General features: G+C 75.6%; 13 protein-coding genes. 4 read left to right on the top strand and 9 right to left on the bottom strand.

Annotation, left to right across the window (positions count from 1 at the left end; genetic code table 11):
- The first annotated feature begins 137 nt into the window (after positions 1–137).
- Positions 138–983, top strand: coding sequence for a nucleotidyltransferase family protein (locus tag ACI79E_RS18500; protein ID WP_456934028.1), 846 nt, complete (start codon positions 138–140; stop codon positions 981–983).
- A 6-nt stretch (positions 984–989) separates the two neighbouring features.
- On the opposite strand, the gene nhaA is transcribed toward ACI79E_RS18500, so the two are convergent.
- The 4 genes from nhaA to ACI79E_RS18520 form a co-directional block, all read right to left on the bottom strand.
- Positions 990–3647, bottom strand: coding sequence for a Na+/H+ antiporter NhaA (nhaA, locus tag ACI79E_RS18505; RefSeq protein WP_456934029.1), 2658 nt, complete (start codon positions 3645–3647; stop codon positions 990–992).
- Between the two features lie 126 nt (positions 3648–3773).
- Positions 3774–4502, bottom strand: a complete 729-nt coding sequence (locus ACI79E_RS18510) for a glutamine amidotransferase (protein WP_456934030.1) — start codon at positions 4500–4502, stop codon at positions 3774–3776.
- A gap of 40 nt (positions 4503–4542) precedes the next feature.
- Entirely contained in the window at positions 4543–5511 is a 969-nt protein-coding gene (locus ACI79E_RS18515; protein WP_456934031.1) for an ABC transporter substrate-binding protein, read from the bottom strand.
- 50 nt (positions 5512–5561) lie between these two features.
- Complete coding sequence (locus ACI79E_RS18520; protein WP_456934032.1) at positions 5562–6293, bottom strand: class II aldolase/adducin family protein; 732 nt, start codon at positions 6291–6293, stop codon at positions 5562–5564.
- A gap of 126 nt (positions 6294–6419) precedes the next feature.
- Here ACI79E_RS18520 and ACI79E_RS18525 point away from each other — a divergent pair, with 126 nt between their 5' ends.
- On the top strand, positions 6420–7184 hold the full coding sequence (locus tag ACI79E_RS18525) for an IclR family transcriptional regulator (RefSeq protein ID WP_456934033.1): 765 nt from the start codon (positions 6420–6422) through the stop codon (positions 7182–7184).
- Positions 7185–7270: 86 nt separating this feature from the next.
- Entirely contained in the window at positions 7271–8902 is a 1632-nt protein-coding gene (locus ACI79E_RS18530) for a glycoside hydrolase family 13 protein (RefSeq protein WP_456934034.1), read from the top strand.
- Between the two features lie 88 nt (positions 8903–8990).
- Here the strand turns inward: ACI79E_RS18530 and ACI79E_RS18535 are convergent, their stop codons facing one another.
- Entirely contained in the window at positions 8991–10208 is a 1218-nt protein-coding gene (locus ACI79E_RS18535; protein ID WP_456934035.1) for an MFS transporter, read from the bottom strand.
- Positions 10209–10350: 142 nt separating this feature from the next.
- Between ACI79E_RS18535 and ACI79E_RS18540 the strand changes: the two genes are divergently transcribed.
- Positions 10351–11148, top strand: a complete 798-nt coding sequence (locus tag ACI79E_RS18540) for an SDR family NAD(P)-dependent oxidoreductase (RefSeq protein WP_456934036.1) — start codon at positions 10351–10353, stop codon at positions 11146–11148.
- A gap of 6 nt (positions 11149–11154) precedes the next feature.
- Here ACI79E_RS18540 and ACI79E_RS18545 read toward each other — a convergent pair whose 3' ends face one another.
- The 4 genes from ACI79E_RS18545 to ACI79E_RS18560 all read right to left on the bottom strand — a co-directional run bounded on the left by ACI79E_RS18545 (position 11155) and on the right by ACI79E_RS18560 (position 17389).
- The gene (locus tag ACI79E_RS18545; RefSeq protein ID WP_456934037.1) at positions 11155–14529 is read right to left on the bottom strand and encodes a pyruvate carboxylase; all 3375 of its coding nucleotides are present in this window, start codon (positions 14527–14529) and stop codon (positions 11155–11157) included.
- A gap of 150 nt (positions 14530–14679) precedes the next feature.
- Complete coding sequence (locus tag ACI79E_RS18550) at positions 14680–15441, bottom strand: SDR family NAD(P)-dependent oxidoreductase (protein WP_456934038.1); 762 nt, start codon at positions 15439–15441, stop codon at positions 14680–14682.
- Positions 15442–15473: 32 nt separating this feature from the next.
- Entirely contained in the window at positions 15474–16517 is a 1044-nt protein-coding gene (locus ACI79E_RS18555; protein ID WP_456934039.1) for a transketolase family protein, read from the bottom strand.
- Positions 16514–17389 carry a transketolase gene (locus tag ACI79E_RS18560; protein WP_456934040.1) on the bottom strand — a complete coding sequence of 292 codons (876 nt, stop codon included), beginning with the start codon at positions 17387–17389 and terminating at the stop codon, positions 16514–16516. The genes ACI79E_RS18555 and ACI79E_RS18560 overlap by 4 nt, the downstream gene beginning before the upstream one ends.
- Between the last annotated feature and the right edge of the window lie 14 nt (positions 17390–17403).

Genomic DNA, 17403 nt, shown 5'->3' on the forward strand with positions numbered 1-17403 from the left:
GCCCGCGCGCCCCCCCCCCCCCCCCCCCCCCCCCCCCCCCCCCCCCCCCCCCCCCCCCCCCCCCCCCCCCCCCCCCCCCCCCCCCCCCCCCCCCCCCCCCCCCCCCCCCCCCCCCCGGACGTCCTAGCCTCGGCGGCGTGGGCGACCCCGTCGCGGGACTCCCCGGCGACGGCCCGGCGCGGCTGCGGACGCTGGCCGGGCGGCTGACCGCGGTGCCCGGCGTCCTGGCGGTCACCCTCGGCGGCAGCCGGGCCCGCGGCACCCACACCCCGGCCTCCGACGTCGACCTCGGCCTGTACTACCGGCCACCCCTGGACACCACCGCGCTCGGCGCCCTGGCCCGCGAGGTCTGCGGCCCGCAGGCCTGCGTGACCGAGCCCGGCGAGTGGGGCCCGTGGGTGGACGGCGGGGCGTGGCTGCGGCTGGACGACCTGGCGATGGACTGGCTCTACCGCGACGTGGACCGGGTGGTCGAGGCCTGGCGGATCGCCCGGGCGGGCCGGTCGGCCTTCCACGCCCAGGTCGGCCACCCCCTGGGCTTCCTCGACGCCGCCTACGCCGGTGAGCTGGCCCTCGGCGTGCTGCTGGCCGACCCCACCGGCGAGGTGGGTGCGCTGCGGACCGAGACGGCGGTCTACCCGCCGGAGCTGGGGACGGCGATGGTCCGCCGGCTGGTCGAGGCCCGCTTCTGCCTGCAGGTCGCGGGCAAGGCGACCGACCGCGGCGACACCGCGTTCGTCGCCGGCTGCCTGTTCCGCACGGTCGGGCTGTGCGCACACGCCCTGCACGGCGCCGCCGGGCGCTGGCTGGTCAACGAGAAGGGCGCCGTCGCGGCGGCCGCCCTGCTGCCCGGCGCACCGGCGGACTTCGCCGTCCGGGCGCACGGCGTCCTGGGGACGCTCGGGACCCGGCCGGACGAGCTGGCGACGGCGGTCGCGACCGCGGCCGCCCTGCTCACCGACGTCGAGCGCGCCTGCGCCTGAGCCGGCTCACCCGCCGGCGCCGACGGCCGCGGCGACCTCGGCATCGGTCGGGTTGCGCAGCACCTCCCCGCGCCGCCACACCACCACCGGCAGGTCGGCCTCGGACACCCCGAGCTCGCGCAGCAGCGCCGCGCCGTCGGCGCTGCTGTCGAGGTCGACGAAGACCGCGGCCAGGCGGTGGGTGCGGGCGAAGTCCTGCAGCCGGCGGCTGTCCGGTGCACCGGCCCGCCCGACGATGCGCAGGTCGGCGGCGAGCTCCAGCAGCATCGACCGGCGCAGCAGGAACGACCGCAGCACCGTCTCCTTGAGGTCGTGGTCGGCGCCGAACACCTCCCGCATCCGGTCGTCGGGCACGCACAGGACCTCGCCCGGCCGCAGCACGAGCGCGGTCAGGGACACCGGGTGGTCGCTGAACAGGTCCAGCTCGCCGAGGAACCGGCGCGGGCCGTGGACGGCGAGCACCCGCTGCCCCGGGCGGCCGAGGTCCTCCACCACCGCGACCGCGCCGGAGAGCACCACGGCGAAGTCGTAGCCCGGGTCGCCCTCGCGGAAGACGGCGTCACCGGCCTCGTACCGGCGCCGGACGCCGAACCGTTCGAGCAGCGCCACGTGCTCGTCGGTCAGCAGGGGGTCCGCGCCGTCCCGGTCGGGGGTCTCGGGCAGGTCGGCCGGCACGGGCTCGGCGAGCGCGTCGGCGGGCGGCCGCGGCTCGGCCCGGCGCGGGCCCACGGCCGGCAGGACGACGCCGGCGTGGGCGCTCCCGGCCTGGTCGTCCCCGGACGGGTCGTCGAGGGCGGTCCCCGTCCCGGCCGTGGCGAGCAGCTCGGCGGCGAGGGTGTCGGCGTCGTACGGGCCGCTGTGCCGGCGTCCGTTGACGAAGAAGGTGGGCGTGCCCTCGACGCCGCTGACCTCCGCGGACTCCACGTCCTCCTCGACGCGACGGGCGTGCCGGCCCGCGCCGAGGTCGCGGGCGAAGCGCTGCACGTCCAGGCCGACCGCCGCGGCGTGGTCGAGCAGGTCGCCGGGGGTCAGCCGGTCCTGCGCGGCGAACATCTCGTCGTGCATCTCCCAGAACCGGCCCTGGGCGGCGGCGGCCTCCGCCGCCTCGGCGGCCAGTCGCGCGTGCGGGTGCACGTCGACCAGCGGCACGTGCCGGAACACGTAGCGCAGCTGGTCCCCGAACCGCTCCCGCAGCTCCTCCACCGCGCCGGTGGCCCGGCCGCAGAAAGGGCACTCGAAGTCCCCGTACTCGACGAGGGTCAGCGGTGCGTCCACCCGGCCGCGGACGTGGTCGCGCCGGGGGTCGACCGGCAGGTCGAGCAGCACCGGCCGCCCGCCGGTGCCGGGGGGACGGCGCCGGTCGGCGAGCCGGAACAGCCCCCAGCCCAGCAGCGCGGCCAGCAGCGAGGCGGTGAGGACGCCGACCCGCGCCTGGTCGGCCAGCCGCTCGTCGTCCAGCGCCAGGTCGACGATGAACAGCGAGATGGTGAAGCCGATGCCCGACAGCGCCGCTCCCCCGGCCAGCTGCCAGCCGGTGAGCCCGGGCGCCAGCTCACCGAAGCCACCCCGCACCGCCAGCAGGGTGCCGAGCAGGATGCCGAGCAGCTTGCCGGCGACGAGCCCGCCCACCACGCCGAGGGTGACCGGCGAGGTGAGCGCCGCGCGCAGCGTCTCCCCGCTGAGCACCACCCCGGCGTTGGCGAGGGCGAACACCGGGACGATGACGAAGCTGGTCCACGGCTGCCACAGCTGCTGCAGCCGCTCGCTGGCCGACACCGACCGGTCGATGCTCAGCCGGGCGGCGCGGGCGAACTCGGGGTTGGGCGACTGCCGGTAGGCCCGCGTCAGCCGGGCGGCGTCCTCGACCTCGGCGACCCGCGCCGGGTAGGCCGGGGTGAACAGCGCGATCACCACACCGGCGAGGGTGGGGTGCACGCCCGAGGCGTACATCGCGATCCAGACCGCGACGCCGAGCACCAGGTACGCCGGCCCGCGCCAGACGTTGAGGTACCGCAGGCCCGCCATCAGGGCGAGGCCGAGCACCGCCAGGGCGAGCGGGCCGATCGCGAGGTCGTCGGTGTAGAAGAGCGCGATGACGCTGAGCGCGCCGACGTCGTCGGCGATGGCGAGGGTCAGCAGGAACAGCCGCAGCTGCGCGGGGCAGGCGGGGCCGACCAGCGCGAGCACCCCGAGCAGGAACGCCGTGTCGGTGGAGATGACCACGCCCCACGCCGACACGGCCGGGCCGCCGAGGTTGAACAGCACGTAGACCAGGGCGGGCACCGCCAGGCCGGTGACGGCGGCCAGCGCCGGGACCGCCGCCCGGCGCCGGTCGGTGAGCTCGCCCATGACCAGCTCGCGCTTGATCTCCAGCCCGACGACGAAGAAGAAGAACACCATCAGGCCGTCGTTGACCCAGTGCTGCAGGTCCAGGGCGAGCTCGGCGCCGCCCACCCGGACGGCGAACTCGGTGTGCCAGAAGGCGTCGTAGGTCTCCCCCATCGGGGAGTTGGCCCACAGCAGCGCGACCACGGTGGCCAGCAGCAGCAGACCGGCGCTGCCGGCCTCGGTGCGCAGCCGGCGGCGCAGCGGCGCGACCCGGGCCAGCAGGCCGCGACCGCCGCCCGGGGAGGACTGCGTGCCGGTCGCCGTCCCGGCGCTCATCGGGCTCCCGTCGCCGGGGTCATCCAGGTCTCCCGCCGGTGCTCCAGGGCCCGGACGGTGGGCGACCGGGCGTGCGCTGGCAGTCTGCCTCCCGCGGGCCGCCGGCAGAAAGCCGACCCCTCGGACTCAGACGTACCGGGCGACGAAGTTGGCCAGCATGCGGCCGGGCTCCGACACCACCGCGGTGCGCAGCCGCGCGATGAGCGCCTCGAGCTCCGCGGGCGGGAAGTACCCGGCGTGCTGGTAGACCCGCGCCCGCGTGACCACCCCGGGGACGTCGAGCTCGGGGTGGAACTGGGTGGCGTACACGTTGCGCCCGACGCGGAACATCTGCACCGGGCAGGCGGCGGAGGTGGCCAGCAGCACGGCCGAGGGCGGCAGGACCCGGCAGGCCTCCTTGTGCCCGACCAGCGCGTCGAACACCTCCGGTACCCCGGCGAGCACGGGGTCCTCCCGGCCGGCCGCGGTGAGCTCGATCGCGACGCAGGACACCGGCTCGCCGAAGGTGCGGTCGACCACCCCACCCTGGTGCACCCCCAGCGTGCCGATCCCGTAGCAGGCGCCGAAGAAGGGCAGGTCGCGGGCGACGACCTCGTCCAGCACCGACCGCAGCTCGGCCTCCACCCGGTGCTGGGTCGGCGACTTCTCCTCGTCCGGGTCGCTGGAGTTGAACGGCCCCCCGCCGAGGAGGACGCCGGAGAAGTCGTCGAGGTCCAGGGGTGGCAGCGGGCCGGCCTCCATGCGGATCCGGCGCAGCTGCCCCTCCCCGAGCCCGGTCAGCCGCAGGAACGCCGCGTACTCGTCGTCCGCGGCCTCGTCCTCGGCCCGCGAGGCCAGCAGCAGGAACGGGCGCACGGGCGCCGATGCTAGGCCGCGGGGGTCAGGGCCGCGGGGGTCAGGGCAGCAGCTGGTCGAGGTCCGGCTCCTGCGAGAGGGTGCCGTACTCGGCGGCCTTGGCCCCGAGCAGCGCCATGGCCTCCTCGCTGAACTCGGTGCGGAAGGTCGGGATGACGATGCGCTCGAGCACCGCCGGGTCGATCTCGGTGTAGGTGCCGGTGATCCGCCGGACCTCGTCGGGGTTGTCCTGGGAGAACTCCAGGGACCGGTTCATGGCCCGCTGGAACGCCTCGACCACCTCCGGCTGCTCCTGCAGCAGCTGCTGGGAGGCGAAGACGCAGGAGATGTCGAGCTCCGGGTGGAAGTCGGAGAAGTTGTACGACAGCACCCGCCCGCCGGCGTCGACGGCCTCGGTGAGGAACGGGTCGAGGATCCACGCGGCGTCGACCTGGCCGCTCTGCAGCGCGGCCGGGGCGTCGGGGAACGGGATCTCGACGAACCGGACCGCGGCGGGGTCGCCGCCGGCCTCCTCGACGACCGACCGGATGGTGGTGTCGCCGATGTTGTTCAGCGTGTTGACCGACACCGTGCGGCCGGCGAGGTCGGCCATCGACTGCAGCGGCGAGTCCCCCGGCACGACGACGGCTCCGAAGTCCGGGTTACCGGCGGTGGAGTTGGCGTTGGTGATGCACTGCAGGGGCAGCCCCTGGTCGACGGCGATCATGGTCGACAGGACGTTGCCGCGGCCGAACTCGAAGTCCCCGGAGACCACGCTCGGGACGACGGCGGCACCGCCGACCGCGGACTCGATGGTGAGGTCGAGCCCCTCCTCCTCGAAGAAGCCCTGGTCGACCCCGAGGTACAGGGGCGCGGAGTCCACGATGGGCTGGGTGCCGATGGTGACGGGGGTCAGGCCGCCGCCCTCCCCCGGCGACGCGCTCCCGGAGTCGTCGGATCCTCCGCACGCGGTGAGGGCGAGCAGCGTCGCGGCAGCGACGGCGGTGGCACGGGACCTGGGTCCGGTCACGGTCGAACTCCTCTGGATGGCAGGGGTGGGGTGGAGGCGCGGTGCGGCGGTCACGCCGACCGCTGCGCGCGGTCCCGCCAGAACCCCCAGGCGCGGGCGATCTGCGGGGTGTTGGTGGCCACGGTCGCGGCCGCCTCCTCGTCGGTGAGGAAGACGCACTCGCCCAGCCGCAGCGCCTCGCTCTGCACGCGGGCGTTGACCTCCGCGTAGACGGCGCGGTACACGACCTCCGGCAGCGAGGCGCCCACCGCCGTGGACCCGTGGCCGCGCATGAGGACCACCGAGGCGTCCCCGAGGGACGCGGCCAGCGCGGCCCCGGTCGCGGCGTCCCGCACGAGGAGGTCCGACGCCGCGCCGAGGGTGTCCCGGGACTCGAAGACGGGGACCCGTGGGGCGAGGAAGCCGGCCATGTGCAGGATGGGCCGCAGCGGCGTCCGGGAGACGCCGAACGGGATGACGGCCGGCGAGTGGCTGTGCACGACCGCCTGCACGTCCGGGCGGGCCCGGTAGATCTCGGCGTGGATGTACAGCTCGAGGTAGGACGGCCGGGGGTCCTCGGTGTGCCCGTCCAGGGTGATCAGCTGGACGTCGTCGGGCCGGACCAGGCCCGGCGCGAGGTTGCGCGACAGCAGGAAGGCGCCGGGGTCCTCGGCGGACCGGACGCTGACGTGCCCGAAGCCGTCCAGGATCCCCTGGTCGACGAGGACGTGGTTGGCCTCGGCCAGCTCGCTGCGCTGCGCTGCTGGGTCCGGTCGGTCGACTCCCGCGGCTCGCTCCGGCACGCCGGCCCTCCTCCGTTCGTCGCGGGCGACGGTCACCCGCCCTGGGATCGTGACCCCCCTCACGCGGAGGGCGGTGCGGCATTCTGGAGCGCAGAATCGTTCGCGTCGAGCGCAGGAGGGCCCGCGGTGAAGAACGAGCCCGTGTACCGCATCGAGTCCGTCGACCACGCCCTCCGGCTCGCCGTCCTGCTGCAGCACGAGGGGCCGCTGCGGGTGTCCGAGGCCGCCGAGCGGCTGGGGGTGGCCCGGTCCACGGCGCACCGGGTCCTGTCGATGCTGGTGTACCGGGACTTCGCCTGGCAGGACGAGGACCGCCGCTACCACGCCGGCGACGTCCTGCGCGCGATGCCCGCGGCCGAGCCGGCGAGCGTGCTGCGGCGGCTGGCGCTGCCGCACATGCGCAGCCTGGTCGACCAGTGCGCGGAGACGGTGAACCTCGTGGTCCGGACCGGCGACCGCATCCGCTTCGTGGCCACCGTGGAGTGCGACCAGCTGCTGCGGGTCGGCGACCGGGAGGGCCGGCTGCTGCCCGCGCACCTGGCCTCGGGCGGTCTCGTGCTGCTGGCCGCGCTGTCCCCGCAGGCGCTGGCCGAGGTCTACGCGGGGCCCGACGCGGGAGGAGTCGACCTGCCGGCGCTCGGCCGGACCCTGGCCCGCGTGCGCCGCCAGGGCTTCGCGGTCAACAACCAGGCCACCGAGCGGGGGGTCACCGCCATCGGTCACCCGGTCCACCGGGCGGACGGCGAGGCCGTGGCGGCCCTGACGCTGTCGATGCCCACGGTCCGGTTCAGCCGGGTCCGGCTGCCGGAGTGGGTCGCGGCGCTGAGCGCGACGGCACTCGTCCTCGAGCGCGACCTGGCCGCGACACCCGGCGGCGGCCCTCCCGGGTGAGCGCGGGCGGAACCTGCCAACCCCAGCGAGGGAGTTCGTGACCCACACCACACCAGCCGGGACGGCGGACTGCCGATGAGAGCCACATGGCACGTCGGCTCTCCCTCGCGGGGCTCTCGACCGAACCCCGGGTCGCCCCCGCGCCCGCTCCGTCGCCCTGGTGGCGCAGCGCCGTGGTCTACCAGGTGTACCTGCGCTCGTTCGCCGACAGCAACGGCGACGGGATCGGCGACCTGGCCGGCCTCCGCTCGCGCCTGCCCTACCTGGCCTGGCTCGGCGTGGACGCGCTGTGGATCAACCCCCACTACCCCTCGGGCGGGGCCGACGGCGGCTACGACGTCGTGGACTACCGCGCCGTCGACCCCGACTACGGCGACGTCGCCGACCTCGAGGCCCTGGTGGACGACGCCCGCCGCGTGGGCCTGCGGGTCGTGCTGGACGTCGTCCCCAACCACACCTCCGACCAGCACCGCTGGTTCCAGGCCGCGCTGGCCGACCCCGACTGCCCCGAGGCGGGCCGCTACCACTTCGCACCGCCGTCGGAGGAGCCGCCGAACAACTGGCAGTCCCTGTTCGGCGGCCCGGCCTGGTCGCGCACGCCGGACGGCCGCTGGTACCTGCACCTGTTCGCCCCCGAGCAGCCCGACCTGAACTGGCGCGACCCCGAGGTCGCCGCCGACTTCGAGCGGACGCTGCGGTTCTGGCTCGACCGCGGGGTCAGCGGCTTCCGCGTCGACGTGGCCTACGGGCTCCACAAGGACGCCGCCCTGCGCGACAACCCCGGCTTCTACGCACCGACCCTGTTCGGGCACGGGCCGGAGCAGGCGATGACGTGGAACCAGCCCGAGGTGCACGACGTGTGGCGCCGCTGGCGGTCGATCTGCGACGAGTACCCCGACACCATGCTGGTCGGCGAGGTCTGCCTGGCCGACCTCGACCAGGTCGCGCTGTACTCGCGACCCGACGAGCTGCACCAGTCGCTGTCGTTCCGGCTGCTGAAGTCGACGTGGGACACGGCCGCCTTCGCCGAGGCCATCTCCAGTGCCTTCGACGCGTTCGGCACCGTGGGCGCGCCGGTGTCGTGGGTGCTGGGCAACCACGACAAGGAGCGTCAGGTCACCCGCTTCGGCGGCGGCGCGCTGGGCCGCGCCCGCGCCCGGGCGGCGGCGGTCCTCATGCTCGCGCTGCCCGGCTCGGCCTACCTCTACGCCGGCGAGGAGCTGGGCCTGCCGCAGGCCGTCGTGGCCGACGAGGCCAAGCGGGACCCGATCTTCCTGCGCAGCGGCGGCGCCCGCGCCGGTCGCGACGGCTGCCGCGTCCCGATGCCGTGGAACGCCAGCCCCGGGGTGGGCTTCTCCCCTGACGGCGCCGCGGAGCCGTGGCTGCCGATCCCGGCCGACTGGGGCCGGTACGCGGTGTCCCGGCAGGCCGGGCGCAGCACGTCGACGCTGCAGCTCTACCGCCGGGCGCTGGCGCTGCGCAAGGCGCACCCCGCGTTCGCCACGGGCACCGCGACGGTGACCACGCACGGCGACGTCCTGACCGTGCGCTGCACGGGCGCGGACGAGACCGTGCGCTGCGTGGTCAACATGGGCACCGAGACCGCGCTGGTCGGCTGCTCCGGCTCGGTGCTGCTGAGCTCCTCCCCGAGGGTGCACGCCGCGGTCGGGACCGTGGCGCTGCCGCCGGACAGCGCCGTCTGGCTGCTCGAGCACTGACCGTGGGCCTCGGCCGGCCGGCCCCGGGGCCCACGTCCGGGGCCGGCCGGGGGCGACGAGCGCCCCAGCCGGCCGGGCGGCCCCCGGCTCAGCCGGGCTGCAGGGCCGTGCTGCGCCCGAGCACCAGGGCCAGGACGAGCGCGGCCAGCGTGAGGCCCCCGGTGAGCAGCACCACGGCCGGCCAGCCGCCGCCGTCCCAGGCCAGCCCGGCGAGGGTGCCGCCGACGGAGGAGCCGACGTAGTACCAGAACGAGTACAGCGAGGCGGCCTGCCCGACGGCCCGCCCACCGGAGGCCGCCCGCAGCGCCACCCACCCGCTGGCCACGCCGTGGGCGGCGAAGAAGCCGACGGTGAGCACGCACAGCCCGGTGACGAACAGGGCCAGCGGCGCGGCGAGGGTCAGCGCCACCCCGCCGGCCATCACCGCCACCGCGACCGGCACCACGGGCCGCCGGCCGAACCGCCCGGCCAGCTCCCCGCCGACCGCGGAGCTGACCGAGCCGAGCAGGTAGGCCAGGAACACCAGCCCGGCCACCGCCGGCGCCAGCCCGTACGGCGGGGACTCCAGCCGGAAGGTGGCGGCGTTGTAGACCGCGACGAAGGCCCCCATCAGCAGCGCCGCGCAGCCGTACAGCCCGAGCAGCACGGGGTCGGTGACTCCGGCGACCAGCTGCCGCAGCACCGGCACCTCCCGCGGCACCCGCACGAACCGGCGCGAGGGCGGCAGCAGCAGCCGCACCGCCACCGCGCAGGCCACGCCCAGCAGGGCGATCCCGCCGGCCGCGGTCCGCCACCCGCCGAGGTCGACGAGCACTCCGCCGAGCAGCCGGCCGGTCAGCCCGCCGATCGCGTTGCCGCTGACGAACAGGCCGATCGCCCGGGCCCCCACCGACGCGTGCAGCTCCTCGCGCAGGTAGGCCGCGGCCACGGCGGGCAGGCCGGCCAGCGCGAAGCCCTGCACGCCCCGCAGGACGAGGAGCACCGGCCAGGTCGGGGCCGCGGCGACCAGGACCGCCAGGAGCGCCGACGCGGCGAGGCTGCCGTGCAGGATGGCCGTCCGCCCCCGCCGGTCGGACACCGGGCCGAGGACCAGCAGCCCGGCGGCGAGCCCGCCCGTGGCGACCGACACCGCGAGGGTCGAGCCGGCCGGGGAGACCGCGAAGACCCGGGTGAGCTCGGGCAGCAGGACCTGTGGCAGGTAGAGCATCGCGAACACCGCCACCCCGGCCAGGAAGATCGCGAGCGTGGCCCGGCGGAACCCCGCCTCGCCGCCGCGGTGCCCCTCGTCGGCCGGGAGCGCGTCCATGCCCCGACTCTGCGCCTGTGACCGGCCGCACCGTCCGCCCGGTCCCTGTGGGCACGGCCCGCCCCCTTGCGGGACCCGCGGCTGACGCGGCGCGGCGGCGGTCCGCTCGCCGCCGGACGGCCGGCCCGGTAGGCAGGAGGGCATGGACCTCGAGCTCACCGGCAAGCGGGCGATAGTGACCGGCGCCAGCCGCGGCATCGGCCTGGAGATCGCCGACGGCCTGGCCGCGGAGGGGGCGCACGTGGCCCTGGTCGCCCGCGACGCCGCCGCCCTCGACGCCGCCGCCGACCGCGTCCGGCGGCACGGCACGACCGTCCTGCCCTGCCCCGCCGACACCCGGGACGACGCCGCGGTGCGCGCCGCGGTCGAGCGGGTGGTCGCCGGGCTCGGCGGGGTCGACGTCCTCGTCAACGCCGCCGCCCGGCCGGCGTCCTCCGGGCCCGTGCCACCGCTGGCCGAGCTGGGCGACGACGCGCTGCGCGAGGAGCTGGAGACCAAGGTGCTGGGCTACCTCCGGTTCGCCCGCGCGGTGGCGCCGCACATGGCCGCGGCCGGCTGGGGCCGGATCATCAACATCAGCGGCCTCAACGCCCGCCGCACCGGCTCCCTGGTCGGCTCGGTGCGCAACGTGGCCGTGGCGGCGATGACCGCCAACCTCGCCGACGAGCTCGGTCCGGCCGGGATCACGGTCACCGTCGTCCACCCCGGCATCACGGTGACCGAGCGCACCGCCCAGGTCCTGGCCGACCGCGCGGCCGAGCAGGGCAGCACCCCCGAGGAGGTGGCCCGGGCGATGGCCGCCGGCACCAGCATCGGCCGGCTGGTCACCGCCCGGGAGGTCGCCGACGTCGTCACCTTCCTCGCCTCACCGCGCAGCGCGGCGATCAGCGGGGACGCCGTCACCGTCGGCGGCGGGAACCGGGGGGCCATCCACTACTGACCGGCCTCAGCCGAGGACGACGAGCAGGTCACCGCCCTCCACCTGCTGGACCTGCCCGATGGCGAGCCGGGAGACGGTGCCGGCCTGCGGTGCGGTGATGGCGGCCTCCATCTTCATCGCCTCGATGGTGGCGATCGGCTGGCCGGCCTCGACGCCGTCCCCCTCCGCCACCTGCAAGGTGACCACGCCGGCGAACGGGGCGGCCACCTGCTTCGGGTCGCTGCGGTCGGCCTTCTCCGCGGCCTTGACCGCGGCCTCGACCGAGCGGTCCCGGACCGACACCGGGCGCAGCTGCCCGTTGAGCGTGCACATGACCGTCCGCATGCCGCGCTCGTCGGGGTCGGAGACGGCCTCCACGCCCATCAGCAGCGTCACGCCGGGCTCGAGGTCGACGGCGTGCTCGTCGCCCGGGCGCAGCCCGTAGAGGAACTCCTTGGTCGGCAGCACCGACACGTCGCCGTAGCACTCCGAGTGGGCCAGGAACTCCCTGGTCGGGCCGGGGAACAGCAGCCGGTTCAGGGTCTGGCGGGGCTGCTCGGCCAGCCCGGCGACGTCCTCGGGGCCGAGCTCGGCGGGCGGCTCGGCGGGACGGCGGCCCTCCAGCGCGCGGGTGCGGAAGGGCTCGGGCCAGCCGCCGGGCGGGTCACCCAGCTCGCCGCGCAGGAACCCGATCACCGAGTCGGGCAGGTCGTACTTGCCCGGCTCGGCGGCGAAGTCGTCGACCGCGACGCCGGAGCCGACCAGCTGCAGCGCGAGGTCGCCGACCACCTTGGAGCTGGGCGTGACCTTGACCAGCCGGCCCAGCAGCCGGTCGGCGGCGGCGTAGGCGTCCTCGACCTCCTCGAACCGCTGCCCCAGCCCGAGCGCGATCGCCTGCTGGCGCAGGTTGGACAGCTGCCCGCCGGGGATCTCGTGGGTGTAGACCCGCCCGGTGGGTGAGGGCAGCCCGGACTCGAACGGCGCGTAGATGCGGCGCACCGCCTCCCAGTAGGGCTCCAGGTCGTTGACGCACCGCAGGTCCAGGCCCGTGGCGCGCTCGGTGGCGTCGGTGCCGGCCACGATCGCCGACAGCGGCGGCTGCGACGTGGTGCCGGCCATCGAGGCGACCGCGCCGTCCACGGCGTCCACCCCGGCCTGCCACGCCGCCATCAGGGTGGCCAGCTGACCGCCGGCGGTGTCGTGGGTGTGCAGGTGCACGGGGAGGTCGAAGCGCTCCCGCAGCGCGGTCACCAGCGTCGCGGCGGCCGGCGGGCGGAGCAGGCCGGCCATGTCCTTGATCGCCAGCACGTGCGCGCCGGCGTCGACGATCTGCTCGGCCAGCCGCAGGAAGTAGTCCAGCGTGTAGAGGTCCTCAGCCGGGTCGGAGAGGTCGCCGGTGTAGCACAGCGCCACCTCCGCGACCGCCGTCCCGGTCTCGCGGACCGCGTCGATGGCCGGGCGCATCTGGGCGACGTCGTTGAGCGCGTCGAAGATGCGGAAGACGTCGATGCCGGTGCGCGCCGCCTCGGCGACGAACGTCGTGGTCACCTGCTCCGGGTAGGGCGTGTAGCCGACGGTGTTGCGGCCGCGCAGCAGCATCTGCAGGCAGATGTTGGGCACCGCCTCGCGCAGGGCGGCCAGCCGCTCCCACGGGTCCTCGTGCAGGAACCGCAGCGCCACGTCGTAGGTGGCCCCGCCCCACGCCTCCAGGCTGAACAGCTGCGGGGTGGTGCGGGCGACGTGCCCGGCGACGCCGAGCAGGTCCTTGGTGCGCACCCGGGTGGCCAGCAGCGACTGGTGCGCATCGCGGAAGGTGGTGTCGGTGACCGCCAGCGCGGTCTGCTCCCGCAACTGCCGGGCGAAGCCCTCGGGACCGGCGCCGAGCAGCCGCTGCCGCGAGCCGTCCGGCGGCGCCTGGCGGAGGTCGACGCGCGGCAGCTTCTCCAGCGGGTCGACCAGGTGCGGGCGCTCCCCGTGCGGCTGGTTGACCGTCACGTCGGCCAGGTAGGTGAGCAGCCGGGTGCCGCGGTCGGCCGAGGAGCGCGCGGTGAGCAGGTGCGGCCGCTGCTCGATGAACGACGTGGTCACCCGCCCGGCGCGGAAGTCCGGGTCGTCGAGCACCGCCTGCAGGAACGGGATGTTGGTGGCCACCCCGCGGATGCGGAACTCGGCCACCGCCCGCCGGGCACGCGCCACCGCGACGTCGAAGTCCCGGCCGCGGCAGGTCAGCTTCACCAGCAGCGAGTCGAAGTGCGCCTCGACCTCCGCGCCCAGCGACGCCCCGCCGTCGAGCCGGATGCCCGCCCCGCCCGGCGAGCGGTAGGCGGTGATCCGGCCGGTGTCCGGGCGGAACCCGTTGGCCGGGTCCTCGGTGGTGATCCGGCACTGCAGCGCCGCGCCCCGGAGCACGATCGTGTCCTGGGACAACCCGAGGTCGGCGAGGGTCTCCCCCGAGGCGATCCGCAGCTGGGCCTGCACCAGGTCCACGTCGGTCACCTCCTCGGTGACCGTGTGCTCCACCTGGATCCGCGGGTTCATCTCGATGAACACGTGCCGGCCCTGCGCGTCGAGCAGGAACTCCACGGTGCCGGCGTTGACGTAGCCGATCGCGCGGGCGAAGGCGACCGCGTCGGCGCAGATCCGCTCCCGCAGCGCGGGGTCCAGGTTCGGCGCCGGGGCCAGCTCGACCACCTTCTGGTGCCGGCGCTGCACCGAGCAGTCCCGCTCGAACAGGTGCACCACGTTCCCGGCGCCGTCGGCGAGCACCTGCACCTCGATGTGCCGCGGGTCGACGACCGCCTGCTCGACGAAGACGGTGGCGTCGCCGAAGGCGGCCTCGGCCTCGCGCATCGCCGCCTGCACCGCCCCGGCCAGCTCCGCGGGGTCCTCCACCCGGCGCATGCCGCGCCCGCCGCCACCGGCGACGGCCTTGACGAACACCGGGAACGGCATCTCCCGCGCGGCGGCCAGCACCGCGTCGACGTCGTCACTGGGCTCGGTCGAGGCCAGCACCGGCAGCCCGGCCTCCCGGGCGGCGGCGATCGCCCGGGCCTTGTTGCCGGTCAGCTCCAGCACCTCGGCCGACGGCCCGACGAAGGTGATGCCCTCCCGGGCACACGCCGCCGACAGCTCCGGGTTCTCCGACAGGAAGCCGTAGCCGGGGTAGACCGCGTCCGCGCCGGCCCGCCGGGCGGCCCCGACGATCTCCTCCACCGACAGGTAGGCGCGGACCGGGTGGCCCTCCTCGCCGATCTGGTAACTCTCGTCGGCCTTCAGCCGGTGCACCGAGTTGCGGTCCTCCCACGGGAACACCGCGACCGTCCCCGCGCCCAGCTCGTAGGCGGCGCGGAACGCCCGGACGGCGATCTCCCCGCGGTTGGCCACGAGCACCTTCGTGAACATCTGGCTCCCATCGGCTGTCGTCGGCCTGGTCTGCTGCGGCGGTCCGGCGACCGCGCGATCCACCGGGTACTGGACCACGACCGGCCGACGGTGTCACCCGTACCCGGTCCGGGGGCCGGGACGGCGCACCGTCGGCCGGTCGTCGGTACGTCAGTGGATGTGCGAGCCCCCGTTGACGTCGTAGGTGGCGCCCGTGACGTAACCGGTCTCCTCGCGGCACAGGTAGGTGATGAGGTCGGCCACGTCGGCGACCCGGCCGTTGCGCCCCACCGGGATGCCGGCGAGCAGCTGCTGCTTGCGCTCACCCTCCAGCGCCCCGCCGGTGATGTCGGTGTCGATGAGCCCGGGGGCGACCGCGTTGACCGTCACGCCGTGCGGGCCGAGCTCGCGGGCCAGCGCGCGGGTGAACCCGAGCTCGGCGGCCTTGGCCGCGGAGTACGCGACGCCCCCGAAGACGCCGCCGCCGCGCTCGGCCGAGACCGAGGACAGGAACACGATGCGGCCGAAGCCGCGCTCGGCCATCCCGGGCGCCAGGCGCCGGGTGACGTTGAAGGCGCCCCGCACGTTGACGGCGAAGACGCGGTCCCACTCCTCGCCGGTGACCTCGAGGAACGGGACCGGCGAGGTGATGCCGGCGTTGTTCACCAGGGCGCCGACCGGGGGCAGGGCGCCGTCCAGGACGGCCAGCGCGGCGTCCACCGACGCCTCGTCGGTGATGTCGCAGCCGATCCCGACGGCCTGCACGCCGGAGCGCTCCTCCACCTCGGAGGCGGCGTCCTTGGCGCTGGCCTCGTCCAGGTCGAGGACGGCGACGTGCCAGCCGGCGGCGGCGAGGGCGTGGGCGGTGGCGCGGCCGATGCCGCGCTTGGAGCCGGCGCCGGTGACGACGGCGGTCTTGTCGGTGACGGGCATGGGGTCCTCCAGGGTCTGCGGGTGGGTGGGGGTCAGGCGGTGGCCGGGGCGGGGTCGGCGGCCCAGGGGGCGGAGGCGCTGCCCCCCAGCTCGGCCTTGACCCGCGCGACGACGGCGTCGGTGGACAGGCCGTAGCGGTCGTGCAGGGTGGGCAGGGCGCCGGCGGCCAGGAACTCGTCGGGCAGGGCGATGGGCACGATGCGGGTGCCTGCGCCGGCGAACGCCAGCGTCGAGGCCACCGACTCGGCCAGCCCACCGACGACGGTGTGGTTCTCCAGGGTGACCACGAGCCGGTCCGTGCGGGCCGCGCGCAGGATCGCCCCGGTGTCCAGCGGCTTGATGGTCGGCACGTGCAGGACGGCGACGTCCACGTGGTCGGTCTCCAGCCGGGCGGCCGCCTGCAGCGCCCGCATCGTCATCAGCCCGGTCGAGATCAGGACGACGTCCCGCCCGGTGCGCAGCTCGGCGGCCCTGCCCAGCTCGAAGCGGTAGTCGTACTCGTCGAGCACCGTGGGCACCGCGCCGCGGAGCAGCCGCAGGTAGGTGGGGCCCGGTGCGGCCGCCAGGGCCGGCACGGCCTGCTCGATGTCCACCGAGTCGCAGGGGTCGACGATGGTCAGGTTCGGGCAGCCGCGGAGGATCGCGAGGTCCTCGGTGGCCTGGTGGCTCGGGCCGTAGCCGGTGGTCAGGCCGGGCAGGGCGCCGACGACGTTGACGTTGAGGCCGGGCTCGGCGATGTCCAGGCAGAGGAAGTCGTAGGCCCGCCGGGTCGCGAACACCGAGTAGGTGGACGCGAACGGCACCAGGCCGACCTCCGCCAGCCCGGCCGCCGCCCCGAGCATCGCCTGCTCGGCCATGCCCATCTGGAAGAAGCGGTCCGGGTGGGCGTCGCGGAAGACGTGCATGTCGGTGTACTTGGCCAGGTCGGCCGAGAGCCCGACGATCTCGGGACGCTCCTCGGCCAGGCGGTTCAGCGCGTGCCCGAACGGGGCGCTGGTGGTGCGCTGACCGGGGTCGGCGAACGACGCGATCATCGCCGAGGTGGTGAGCCTTCTGCGGGGGGTCGTGCTGGTCATCGGGCCGGTCCTTCCTGCAGCTGGTCGCGGGCGATCTGCCACTCGTGCTCCTCCACCCGCATGAAGTGGGCCTTCTCCCGGCCCTCGAGCAGCGGCACCCCGCAGCCGATGCGGGTGTCGCAGATGAGCACCGAGGGCTGTCCGCGGTGCGCCCGGATCTCGTCGAGGGCGTCGACCAGGGCGGCGACGTCGTTGCCGTCCACCCGCAGGGCGTGCCAGCCGAAGGCCCGCCACTTGTCGGTGACCGGCTCGGTGCGCAGGACGCCGACCGTGGGGCCGTCGGCCTGCAGGGCGTTGACGTCGACGATCGCGGTCACGTTGTCCAGGCCGTGGTGGGCGCAGGCCATGGCGGCCTCCCAGGTGGAGCCCTCGTCCAGCTCCCCGTCGGAGAGCAGGTTGAACACCCGGGCGGGGTTGCCGAGGTGCCGCAGCCCCAGGGCCATCCCGGTGGCCACGGTCAGCCCGTGGCCGAGGGAGCCGCCGGAGATCTCCATGCCGGGGGTGTAGGAGGCCATCCCCGACATCGGCAGCCGGGAGTCGTCGGAGCCGTAGGTCTCCAGCTCCTCGAGCGGGATGGTCCCGGCCTCGGCCAGCGCCGCGTAGAGCGCGATGGCGTAGTGACCGATGGACAGCAGGAAGCGGTCGCGGTCGGGCCAGTGGGGGTCCTCGGGCCGGTACCGCAGCTGGTCGGTGTAGACCGCGGCGAGGACGTCGGCGACGCCGAGTGCCTGCCCGATGTAGCCCTGGCCCTGCACCTCCCCCATGTCGAGGGCGTTGCGCCGGATGCGGGTCGCGGCCTGGCGGATCCGGTCGATCCGCTCGGCCCGGTCGGCCGTGGTGCCGGCCGTCCGTGCGGTGGTCAGCGAGGTCATGACGGGGTCCTCCT

Source organism: Geodermatophilus sp. SYSU D00079 (genome assembly GCF_054050635.1).

Excerpts from the sequence above, each read along its gene's own strand:
- nhaA (WP_456934029.1), bottom strand. The coding sequence starts at position 3,647 with ATGAGCGCCGGGACGGCGACCGGCACGCAGTCCTCCCCGGGCGGCGGT.
- ACI79E_RS18530 (WP_456934034.1), top strand. The coding sequence starts at position 7,271 with ATGGCACGTCGGCTCTCCCTCGCGGGGCTCTCGACCGAACCCCGGGTC.
- ACI79E_RS18535 (WP_456934035.1), bottom strand. The coding sequence starts at position 10,208 with ATGGACGCGCTCCCGGCCGACGAGGGGCACCGCGGCGGCGAGGCGGGG.
- ACI79E_RS18540 (WP_456934036.1), top strand. The coding sequence starts at position 10,351 with ATGGACCTCGAGCTCACCGGCAAGCGGGCGATAGTGACCGGCGCCAGC.
- ACI79E_RS18545 (WP_456934037.1), bottom strand. The coding sequence starts at position 14,529 with ATGTTCACGAAGGTGCTCGTGGCCAACCGCGGGGAGATCGCCGTCCGG.
- ACI79E_RS18550 (WP_456934038.1), bottom strand. The coding sequence starts at position 15,441 with ATGCCCGTCACCGACAAGACCGCCGTCGTCACCGGCGCCGGCTCCAAG.
- ACI79E_RS18555 (WP_456934039.1), bottom strand. The coding sequence starts at position 16,517 with ATGACCAGCACGACCCCCCGCAGAAGGCTCACCACCTCGGCGATGATC.
- ACI79E_RS18560 (WP_456934040.1), bottom strand. The coding sequence starts at position 17,389 with ATGACCTCGCTGACCACCGCACGGACGGCCGGCACCACGGCCGACCGG.